Source organism: Vibrio glycogenivorans, assembly GCF_051660965.1.
In the GTDB taxonomy this organism is placed as follows: Bacteria; Pseudomonadota; Gammaproteobacteria; order Enterobacterales; family Vibrionaceae; genus Vibrio.
Genome location: NZ_JBPVIS010000010.1, coordinates 128,661 through 139,029, shown reverse-complemented (window position 1 = coordinate 139,029; position 10,369 = coordinate 128,661). Strand labels below are relative to the sequence as shown.

At 49.3% G+C, this 10,369-nt stretch carries 12 protein-coding genes; 9 read left to right on the top strand and 3 right to left on the bottom strand.

The window, feature by feature from the left end:
- From ACSTTG_RS18775 to ACSTTG_RS18755, 5 genes are all read left to right on the top strand, one after another.
- Nucleotides 1-384: ZrgA family zinc uptake protein (locus tag ACSTTG_RS18775; RefSeq protein WP_438475814.1), on the top strand; the 384-nt coding region annotated here is incomplete at its 5' end.
- Between the two features lie 63 nt (nucleotides 385-447).
- Complete coding sequence (locus tag ACSTTG_RS18770; protein WP_438475813.1) at nucleotides 448-1,161, top strand: ABC transporter ATP-binding protein; 714 nt, start codon at nucleotides 448-450, stop codon at nucleotides 1,159-1,161.
- Complete coding sequence (locus ACSTTG_RS18765) at nucleotides 1,158-2,417, top strand: ABC transporter permease (RefSeq protein ID WP_438460510.1); 1,260 nt, start codon at nucleotides 1,158-1,160, stop codon at nucleotides 2,415-2,417. Before ACSTTG_RS18770 ends, ACSTTG_RS18765 begins: the two co-directional genes overlap by 4 nt.
- A gap of 4 nt (nucleotides 2,418-2,421) precedes the next feature.
- Nucleotides 2,422-2,937 carry a DUF3299 domain-containing protein gene (locus ACSTTG_RS18760; RefSeq protein WP_438460511.1) on the top strand — a complete coding sequence of 172 codons (516 nt, stop codon included), beginning with the start codon at nucleotides 2,422-2,424 and terminating at the stop codon, nucleotides 2,935-2,937.
- 410 nt (nucleotides 2,938-3,347) lie between these two features.
- The gene (locus ACSTTG_RS18755) at nucleotides 3,348-4,253 is read left to right on the top strand and encodes a TIGR03899 family protein (RefSeq protein ID WP_438475812.1); all 906 of its coding nucleotides are present in this window, start codon (nucleotides 3,348-3,350) and stop codon (nucleotides 4,251-4,253) included.
- A gap of 35 nt (nucleotides 4,254-4,288) precedes the next feature.
- Here the strand turns inward: ACSTTG_RS18755 and cobA are convergent, their stop codons facing one another.
- The gene (gene cobA, locus ACSTTG_RS18750) at nucleotides 4,289-5,146 is read right to left on the bottom strand and encodes a uroporphyrinogen-III C-methyltransferase (RefSeq protein ID WP_438475811.1); all 858 of its coding nucleotides are present in this window, start codon (nucleotides 5,144-5,146) and stop codon (nucleotides 4,289-4,291) included.
- Nucleotides 5,147-5,403: 257 nt separating this feature from the next.
- Between cobA and ACSTTG_RS18745 the strand changes: the two genes are divergently transcribed.
- Nucleotides 5,404-7,338 (top strand): bifunctional 2',3'-cyclic-nucleotide 2'-phosphodiesterase/3'-nucleotidase, encoded by a 1,935-nt coding sequence (locus ACSTTG_RS18745; RefSeq protein ID WP_438475817.1) that lies wholly within the window; start codon nucleotides 5,404-5,406, stop codon nucleotides 7,336-7,338.
- Between the two features lie 75 nt (nucleotides 7,339-7,413).
- On the top strand, nucleotides 7,414-7,890 hold the full coding sequence (locus tag ACSTTG_RS18740) for a GNAT family N-acetyltransferase (RefSeq protein ID WP_438475810.1): 477 nt from the start codon (nucleotides 7,414-7,416) through the stop codon (nucleotides 7,888-7,890).
- Nucleotides 7,891-7,896: 6 nt separating this feature from the next.
- Here ACSTTG_RS18740 and ACSTTG_RS18735 read toward each other — a convergent pair whose 3' ends face one another.
- Nucleotides 7,897-8,475 carry a LysM-like peptidoglycan-binding domain-containing protein gene (locus tag ACSTTG_RS18735; RefSeq protein WP_438460516.1) on the bottom strand — a complete coding sequence of 193 codons (579 nt, stop codon included), beginning with the start codon at nucleotides 8,473-8,475 and terminating at the stop codon, nucleotides 7,897-7,899.
- Nucleotides 8,476-8,646: 171 nt separating this feature from the next.
- Between ACSTTG_RS18735 and bamJ the strand changes: the two genes are divergently transcribed.
- Nucleotides 8,647-9,267 carry a BamJ family beta-barrel-assembly machinery protein gene (gene bamJ, locus ACSTTG_RS18730; RefSeq protein ID WP_264874013.1) on the top strand — a complete coding sequence of 207 codons (621 nt, stop codon included), beginning with the start codon at nucleotides 8,647-8,649 and terminating at the stop codon, nucleotides 9,265-9,267.
- 132 nt (nucleotides 9,268-9,399) lie between these two features.
- Nucleotides 9,400-9,879 (top strand): DUF2780 domain-containing protein, encoded by a 480-nt coding sequence (locus tag ACSTTG_RS18725; protein WP_438460517.1) that lies wholly within the window; start codon nucleotides 9,400-9,402, stop codon nucleotides 9,877-9,879.
- A 79-nt stretch (nucleotides 9,880-9,958) separates the two neighbouring features.
- Here ACSTTG_RS18725 and rplQ read toward each other — a convergent pair whose 3' ends face one another.
- The gene (gene rplQ, locus ACSTTG_RS18720) at nucleotides 9,959-10,345 is read right to left on the bottom strand and encodes a 50S ribosomal protein L17 (protein WP_031493230.1); all 387 of its coding nucleotides are present in this window, start codon (nucleotides 10,343-10,345) and stop codon (nucleotides 9,959-9,961) included.
- Between the last annotated feature and the right edge of the window lie 24 nt (nucleotides 10,346-10,369).

Genomic DNA, 10,369 nt, shown 5'->3' with positions numbered 1-10,369 from the left:
GATGACCACGGCCATGACGAGCACAAGCACGATGACCACGGCCATGACGAGCACAAGCACGATGACCACGGCCATGACGAGCACAAGCACGATGACCACGGCCATGACGAGCACAAGCACGATGACCACGGCCATGACGAGCACAAGCACCACGATCACGGCCATGATGACCACGATCACCACCACGATCATAACCATGGCGGACACGGTGAGTTTGTTATTGAGTACCACTTCAGCTGTGAAAGCATGGATAAGCTGACTCAAATTGAGACCCAGTGGTTCAACAACTTTGAACAAACAGAGAAAATGTCGGTCAACATTCTTACCGACCGAGTTCAAGGTGGTGCGACACTGGACGCCAGCAACACCCGCTTCGGGCTGTAATCAATCGTAAAATAGGGGTGGCGATATGCCACCCCTACTCAATAGAGCGTTAAACAACATATCATGTCTAATCAACACACTGTGAATCATCACGTCATCGATCTTGAGGGGGTCACTTTTCGCTGGACAGCAAACAGCCAACCTACTCTCAAGATAGCTGAACTTAAGATCCCCTCTGGCCAACACACATTTATCAAGGGGCCAAGTGGGTGCGGTAAATCAACCTTACTGTCTCTCCTAACCGGTATTAACCAAGCTGAATCTGGCCAGGTCAGCGTACAGGGTAATGACCTAACCACACTATCATCGCGCGCCCGCGACCGATTTAGAGCCGATGAAATTGGCTATATTTTCCAGCAATTTAACCTGCTCCCCTACCTAAGCGTGATTGAGAATGTCCTGCTTCCATGTCAGTTTTCATCTCTGCGAAGACAAAACGTTGATGGCAAACTTGAGGATAAAGCGCGCGAGCTATTAGAGCGCCTGCGCTTGCCAAAAGAGCTGCTCAACAAACCCGTAATTGAGCTGAGTATCGGTCAGCAACAACGCGTAGCAGCAGCGCGCGCCTTGATCGGTAACCCAAAACTAATTATCGCTGATGAACCAACCTCAGCACTCGACTTTGACAACCGCACCGCCTTTATCGAACTGTTGATGGAGCAAGCTAATGCCGCACAATCGACGTTGGTCTTTGTTAGCCATGATCCAACGCTTGAGCCACTGTTTCAACGCTCGTTGCAACTGCAGGAGATCAATACCGCGGGAGGTCAATTATGATCGCGATTACTAACTTAGCCTGGAAGAGCCTGAAAAACCGCAAGGCCACGGCGCTTTTGACCGTGCTCACTGTAGCCATATCAGTGATATTGCTTATGGGTGTTGAGCGGATCCGCACACAAGCGAAAACCAGTTTTGCTAACACTATCTCAGGCACAGATTTGATTGTTGGCGGTCGCTCTGGGCAGGTCAATCTATTGCTCTACTCTGTATTTCGCATTGGCAATGCCACCAATAATATTGATTGGCGCAGCTATGAAGAGTTTAGCCAGCATCGTTCGGTGGATTGGAGCATTCCTATCTCACTCGGTGACTCACATCGCGGCTTCCGCGTTATGGGGACCAACGAGGACTACTTTGAGCATTACCAATATGGTAGCCGTCAACATCTGAGCCTTGGTCAAGGTCGGCAATTTGATGGATTATTTGAGGCAGTGCTAGGCGCTGATGTCGCTCGAACGCTTGGCTATGAACTCGGTGATGAGATCATCATCGCCCATGGCCTGAGTGATGTGGCATTTAGTCGCCACGATACCCTCCCATTTGAGATTGTTGGTATCTTTGAGCCTACAGGCACACCAGTGGATAAAACTATCCACGTTTCCCTTGAATCGATCGAGGCTATTCATGTCGGCTGGGAAAGCGGTGCATTGCTTGGGCCTGCGCCGACCAGAGAACAGATCGAACATATCGATTTTAAACCCGCTCAGATCACCGCCATGCTCGTTGGTCTGAAGTCACGTATCCAAACCTTTGCGTTGCAGCGTGAGATCAACACTTATACTAAAGAACCACTCAGTGCCATTATGCCTGGTGTCGCACTGCATGAGCTGTGGGGAATGATGTCTGTAGCCGAACAAGCATTAATGGTAGTATCGGTGTTTGTTGTAGTCGCAGGCCTGCTTGGTATGCTAAGTAGTTTGCTTACCAGCCTACAAGAGCGCCGCCGAGAAATGGCGATTTTGCGTGCAATGGGCGCACGTCCGCGACACATCCTACTACTTTTGGTCAGTGAGGCAAGCGTACTGACGTTTATTGGTATCTGCGTCGGCTTGGGAGGCCTATATGGTCTACTCGCGGTCGCCGGCCCTATCATTCAGCAGCAGTATGGTATTGCGATTTCTCTGACCATGATCTCAAGCTACGAGTGGATGCTGCTTGGGTTTGTTCAACTGGCTGGTGTGATCATTGGTTTTATCCCAGCTATTAGAGCGTACCGTCAATCACTGAGTGATGGTATGACTATTAAGGTATAGAAAAATGTACAAACAACTCTCCGCTATTTTGATAGCGTTTATGTTGCTGGTCTCGCCAAGCTATGCTTCTGACTCTAGTGCAGAAGAGCCGCTGACGTTGGATTGGCTGGACCTAGTACCAGAAGAAGAGCGTGAGCAATTTGCAAATATGGGCATGCCCCTGCCAGCGCACGATGAATCGTCAACCTTGGCAGCGCAACAATCGAAAATTGGTAGTGTGCGTACCGAGCTAAACGGCAGCCACGTGCGCCTGCCAGGTTTTGTGATCCCTCTTGAAGGGGATGCCCACAAAGTTACTGAGTTTCTTTTAGTGCCCTACTTCGGAGCATGTATTCACGTGCCACCGCCACCACCAAACCAGATTGTTTACGTAAAATACCCAGACGGCGCCCCGATTCAACAACTATGGGACGTCATCTATGTGGTCGGTGAGCTCAAGACAGAGACACTCAACCACGAACTTGCTGAGACTGCCTACCTCATCGAAGGCTTTGCTATTGAAGAGTATGATGATTGGTAAACAGCTTTGTTGATCAAACTAAAAAACCTGTACCTAATGTACAGGTTTTTTTCGCCGCTAGTCAGCTAGTCAGCTAGTCACACACGCTGCGCAGTGCCCTAACATTGCGCCAGCACGGTTGGGTAAATCTAGCGCTGATAAACGTAGTAATAAAGAAAAGACAAGATAAAAATGTATCCCACGATCATAAGCGCTACTGACATAGAGCGTCGTACCCGGTGTGCTATTGGTAAAGTCATATCGCCCCCCTAATTTTCACTGCGATTTAACAATATTTTAGCATCTATTTCAAGCCCTAACGATTTAATCCCATTCTTTGCCACACGGTCACACTGTGTTCAACATCGCTCGCTAAGTTATCTTATTCGGTATACAGTCATCGCACTAGATCGTGCCAAACGAGAGTCGTCATGAAACAAGAGTCCCAATCAGCCCCCGTGATCACCAAGGATGTACAACCTCATCCCAACACCTCGCACTCTAAGCAAAAAAGCTACGTTAAAGAGAGTGGTAGTCAGATAAAAGCGATTGCGATAGAGCATGGGTTGGATACCTTGATCAATGACCAAACAGAGCAAAGCACAGCGTTCGAACGGGCTTTAGAACGTGAACGCAAGCGCCGTGAGTCACGCCAACACAACCTAGAAACCATCATCAAACTAGCGTATACAAGCTGTAATAAAGAGAGTGCCGGTCAGCCGGATATCGATTGGCAACAGCGCTTTTTCGATATGGCGCAAGAGATCCACAACCCGTTAATGCAAAAGCTCTGGGCTCAGGTCCTTAAGCGTGAGGTGACCAACCCTGGCTCAACCTCACTAAAGGCGCTTAAGGTATTACATGAAATGAGTCCAAAGGAAGCGCAAACCCTGCAGCGAGCGGCCTCACTAGCGGTCAGTTTTGGCACCGACAACAGTAAGAAATTACTCGTCGCAACCAAAACCACCGCAGGTTGGCTCAAACTGGGCAGTCGCATCTCAACCCAAAGCTTGAATTTAGGCTCTTACCAACTGCCCTACTCTAGCCTGTTAGTGCTAATGGAACTTGGGGTGCTGCACACGAGCGAACTGGAGTCTGGGCAAATTCAACCAGAGCCGCCGGTCCCTTTGACTTACCAGGGAGAGACCATCACTCTACGAGCACAAGCAACTGGCACCAGCTTGCTCTACTATCGTTTCACACCAACGGGCAACGAGCTGTGCCGTTTGCTGGGCAATAAGTCCAACCCGGATTACTGGCAGCAAACCCTCGCCGTGTTGCAGCAGAGCTTCAACTTGCACAGCGAATCATCCAGCACTATCAATCACAGTGTCTGAGCTTGCGGGCAACATGCACCGCCCGTTGAGCATCTCTAGATATTGACTGAGACTGGATGCTCAATGCGGGTACTTGAAGAAAACCAAGCCAGTTTATCGGCGAGCTTAACCACCTCACCAATGACAATCAGAGCCGGCGACTGGGCTGACTGAGCAACCTGGGCCAACTCGCAAAGACTGGCCGTCCACACCTTCTGATCGGGCTGAGTACCGCGCTCAATGATCGCAATCGGGGTATCCGCCGCGCGGCCATGCTCTATCAACTGCTGGGCGATATGGTCCGATTTGGTCAGCCCCATGTAGATAACCAAGGTCTGATTGCCCCTAGCTAAGGTTGACCAGTCTAGGTTGTCGGCTTGTGCTTTCAAATGGCCGGTAATGAACATTGCCGATTGTGCGTAGTCGCGATGCGTCAATGGGATCCCGGCGTACGCGGTTGCGCCAGCGGCGGCAGTCACACCGGGTACGACTTGAAAGGGCACCCCCGCATCTGCCAGTACCTCTAACTCCTCTCCTCCACGACCAAACACAAAAGGGTCACCACCTTTAATCCGTACCACGCGATAGTCTTGCTGAGCAAAATCGACCAACAGTTGGTTGGTTTTCTCTTGCGGCACACTGTGATGCCCCGCACGCTTACCAACACAGACCAAAATGGAATCATCAGGAACTAAAGCCATAATGGCATCTGAGACTAAGTAGTCATAGAGAACGACGTCGGCTTGCTGCAATAGGTTAATCGCCTTGAGCGTCAGCAGCTCTGGGTCTCCTGGCCCAGCGCCAACCAGAGCGACTTCGCCCTTGGCAAGCTGAGTTGGCTTAAGCTTGGGTCGATTGTGATTTGTCACCAGCTTGAGCGTGCTGGTGGAGTGGGATGCAAGTTCCGTTGCCATAATTCATATTCCAGTCAAGGTAATGCCTCCATTATGGCGATCACTTGTTATGACTTGAAATTCTAAAATCTAATTTTTTATACGTAAAAATGCTAAGCCATCCCGATTCACTCCCCTACACTTGGATGATTCCTGTCCCTGCGCAATAAATAATCCCGCTACTGATGGATATCCACACTAGTATTTAAACGTGAATCACCAATAACGATTTAGAGCACTCGGAGAGAATCATGAGATCTGCTGCCCCCTCAGTTAACATGCTACTTGTGTCTGCCACCTTATTTACTCCAACCCTACTCGCCGACACAATAGAGCTGCGTATCATAGAAACCACCGATATCCATACCTACATAATGGATTATGACTATTACCGTGATGCCCCATCGCCTCAGGTTGGCTTTACTCGCACCGCTACCTTGGTCAAGCAAGCGCAACAAGAGGTCAAAAATAGTGTGTTGGTCGACAATGGCGACCTGATTCAAGGCAGCCCTATGGGGGACTATATGGCGGCAAGAGGGATCAAGGCCGGTGAAGTCCACCCAGTATACAAAGCCATGAACCAGATGGGCTACGAGGTGGGCAACATCGGCAACCATGAGTTTAACTTTGGTTTGGACTTTCTGATGACTAGCCTAGAGGGAGCAAACTTCCCCTATATCAGCGCCAATGTCTATGATCTTAAGACCGGCGAGCATCTGTTCGAACCGTATCTGATCAAGCCCTATCAGTTTGACGATAATCAAGGGGTATCTCAAGTCGTACTCATTGGCTATATCGGTTTTGTTCCACCACAGATCATGGTGTGGGACAAGGCGCACCTCGAAGGAAAAGTCCGTGCTCAAGATATCGTTGAGAGTGCCAAGCAGCTTGTCCCCGAGATGAAAGCGCGTGGCGCCGATGTGATTGTCGCTATTCCGCATTCAGGCATCTCAACCGATCCATACCAATCCGGTGAAGAGAATGCGACCTTTATGCTGTCCAAGGTCGAGGGTATTGATGCGATTGCCTTTGGCCACACTCATGCCGTTTTCCCGAGCACCGACTTTGAGGATATTCAAGGGGTCGACGTTGAGAAGGGTCAGATCAATGGCGTGACCTCCGTAATGCCAGGCCGCTGGGGTAGCCACGTTGGGATCATGGATCTGACTCTTAAGCTCGTCGACGGAAAATGGAAAGTTGTCGATGGAATAGCCCAAACCCGCGCCATCTATGACAACAGTGAGCAGCGCTCCCTAGCAGAGGCCGATCAAGCCATTGTCGATGCAGTGAAGCAAGATCACATCGAAACGCGCGAGTTCGTCAATCAACCCATAGGTAAAGCCAGTGATGTCATGTACAGTTTTCTTGCACTGGTTCAAGATGATCCAACCATCCAGATCGTCAATTTGGCTCAAACCGCCTATGTCGAGCGAATGATCCAAGGGGATCCAGATCTTGATGGACTCCCAGTCCTCTCTGCCGCAGCGCCTTTTAAGGTCGGCGGACGTAAAAATGATCCCAACAATTTTACTGAAGTTGAGGCGGGACAACTGACGTTTCGCAACGCTGCCGACTTGTATCTCTACCCTAACACCTTGGTTGCCCTTAAGGTCAGTGGTAATGAGGTCAAAGAGTGGCTTGAGTGCAGCGCGGGCCAATTTAATACCATTGATGCGAGCTCGCCAAAGCCGCAAAGCTTGATTAACTGGGAGAGTTTTCGCACCTATAACTTTGATGTCATCGATGGTGTTGAGTATCAAATTGATGTCACGCAGCCAGCACGTTATGACGCTGACTGTAACTTACTCAATCCCGACTCCAGCCGTATTGTTAATCTCAACTTCAAGGGTGAGCCTATCGATCTTAAGCAGCCGTTTATTATCGCCACCAATAACTACCGTGCATTCAGCAATGCCTTTCCCGGCACTGGCGAGGAGTTTATCGCCTTTGAGGCACCGGATGAGAATCGCAATGTGTTGGCCAACTATATCTCACGGGTCAGCAGTGAAAAGGGACAAGTGGTGCCTAGTGCCGACGATAACTGGTCGTTTGCACCAATCGATAGTGAGGTCGCGCTGGATATCCGCTTTGAGACCTCACCAAGTGATAAAGCCAGCCAGTTTATTAAGGCAAACAGCGTCTACCCAATCAAGCAAGTGGACAATGATGAGATTGGGTTTGCCATCTACAGTATTGATCTGCGAAAGCAATAACTAGCAAAAAACCGCGCTTTTTCGGCGCGGTTTTTTTTATTATCCTTATGCGCAAAGATTCGCACGAGTAACCTGATGAGACCCAACCCAAGTATCGAGTGGCATTGCTATCACTTTGACCAACTTAGCACCCAACTACTCTACCAGATCCTTAAGCTACGCGTAGATGTATTCGTCGTTGAGCAAAATTGTCCCTACCCAGAACTCGATGATAAAGACACCCAAGCAGAGAGCATCCACTTGGTGGGGCTAATTGATGGCGACCTTGCAGCCTATTGCCGCGTCTTAGCAGCCAATATCAGCTACAGTTCGCCGAGCATAGGAAGAGTCGTAGTCAGCCAAGCGGCGCGACAAATGAAGCTCGGCCATCAATTGATCGAGAGGGCCGTGCAGCTTTGTGAGCAGAGCTGGCCAGCCATAAAGACGATTGAGATTGGTGCCCAACAACACCTGGAGCGCTTCTACGCACAGCATGGCTTTATCGCCAGTAGTGAGATGTATCTAGAGGATGGTATACCACATATTGATATGCTGCGACGCCGCCCTGTATAGCGGCGGTTATTTGCTTCGGCCAAAGCCACCATCAGATAAACGGAAAAACATCACCGCACCTTGAGCCGAGTCGAGTTGAATGATATCCAGCTCTCCGTCGGCAGTGCGCTTAAAACGGACCAATTGGCCAGTTTTGAGTCGGCTCAATGGCTTGTCATCACCCTCAATTCGCACCAGGGCATTGAGGTCAGCCATTGAAAACCCTTGGTTACGGAACACTTTCGACAAGGTGTCGCCTTGCTGGATCGTGTAGTTTTGCCAACGCTCTTCCTCGGTCTTAGCCGGCGTATTCGCTTGCTCGCGCGTGCTCAAACTCTGGGTATTGATGGCAACCTCCATACGGCTTGAGGTTGCCTCTGGTGCGGGCTGCGCCGATTGTTCGCGCGTTGGGATCAACAGCAAAATCACCACCACAGGCACCAAAATCATCAGTAACTTGCGATGCAGCGGTGGCAATCTCAAAAAGAGTGCCTCGATTTGAGCCTTTAGGTGGTGAAATACCTTGGCAAAATCCGCTTGCTGCAACTTGTGCTTAACTGCCGCGAATGGATCGGATTGTTGGCGCTTTTTACGACGACGATTCATTTCATCTTTCCCTAAATACCGTCAAACCTCATCGGTTTATGTAACGTCAGTATATCCAAAGACAATCACCAAAGTCACCTATGATAGTTTGAACTTGGCCCTGTTTCACGCTTGATTGCAGCAATAGACCTGTTATCCTTTCTGGTTCAACAAACAAAGAGAGACGACAGAATGTCTGAAGTTAAATTTGAAACTGTAGAGCAAAAAGCAAGCTACGGTATCGGTCTACAAATGGGCCAACAACTAGCAGGTTCAGGTCTAGAAGGCCTTAACGTTGACGCAATCGCAGCAGGTATCGCAACGGCACTAACTGGTGACATGCCAGCTATCGAAGTTGACGAAATCAACAACGCACTGCAAGAGCTTCACACTCGCGTAGAAGCAGCACGTCAAGAAGCAGCAAAAGCAGCAGCGGCTGACGGCGAAGCGTTCCTAAAAGACAACGCGCTACGTTCAGAGGTTACTGTACTTGAGTCTGGTCTACAGTACGAGATCATCACTGAAGGTACTGGTGAGATCCCAACTTCTGACAAGCAAGTTCGCGTTCACTACCACGGTGAGCTAACTGACGGTACTGTATTTGACAGCTCTGTATCTCGCGGTCAACCAGCTGAGTTCCCAGTAACTGGCGTAATCAAAGGTTGGGTTGAAGCACTACAACTAATGCCTGTAGGCTCTAAGTGGAAGCTATACATCCCACAAGACCTAGCGTACGGTGAGCGTGGTGCAGGCGCTGCTATCCCACCATTCGCAGCACTAGTATTCGAAGTTGAGCTACTAGATATCCTTTAATCAAAGGGTAACTTCTTCCAAAACGACGCCACGGCGTCGTTTTTTTTTGTCTAAACTCTACAGATAACCGCAGATAATCAACAATCTAGCAGTTGGTTATCGTCTGCAGTCAGCCCAAGACAAGGAGAGACCATGAAAAAAACACTTACCATCCTTTGCTCAACATTACTCGTAATCTCAACCAGTAGTTATGCCTTCTTAAGTTTGGGAGGAGACGATGATGATAGTTCTGGTGGGCTCATGGATATGGCTAGCGATATGATGTCGGGCTCAGAGTCATCGCCACTCACTGACCTATTATCTAGCCAACTCTCTGTAACGCCTGAGCAAGCGGTGTCAGGTTCAGGGGCGCTACTATCACTGGCGCAAAGTCAGCTATCTTCCGAAAATAGCAGTGAATTAGCCTCCCTTATCCCGGGAATGTCAGAGCTTAGTGGCGCGACAAGCCTACTTGGCTCGATTGAGGATATTGGCGCTGTCACCAGTGCCTTTGAAGCTGTGGGACTCGATGCTTCGATGGTTAGCCAGTTTGCACCGGTAATCTTGAGCTATCTCACTGATCAGGGCGCAAGCAATGGCTTGCTGAGTGCTCTAGGAGGGATTTGGCAGTAAAGCGGATAACAAACACGAAGTTCAGATACAAAAAAGCCGAGCATTAGATGCTCGGCTTTTTAGTTAAACGAAACTGAGATTACTCAGCAGCTGCTTCTTCAGATGCTTCTGGGCGATCTACAAGCTCAATGTAAGCCATTGGAGCTTTATCACCAGCACGGAAGCCAGCTTTTAGGATACGAGTGTAACCGCCCTGACGAGCAGCAAAACGTGGACCTAGTTCGTTAAATAGTTTTGCAACTACTTCGTTATCACGAGTACGTGCAAATGCTAGACGACGGTTAGCAACACTGTCAGTCTTAGCTAGTGTAATCAAAGGCTCAACTACGCGACGTAGCTCTTTTGCTTTTGGCAAAGTAGTCTTGATAACTTCATGACGTACTAGAGAGCTAGCCATGTTGCTGAACATCGCTTTGCGATGTGAGCTGTTGCGGTTGAGTTGACGACCACTCTTACGATGGCGCATGACCTAATCCTTCTAACTAGTATC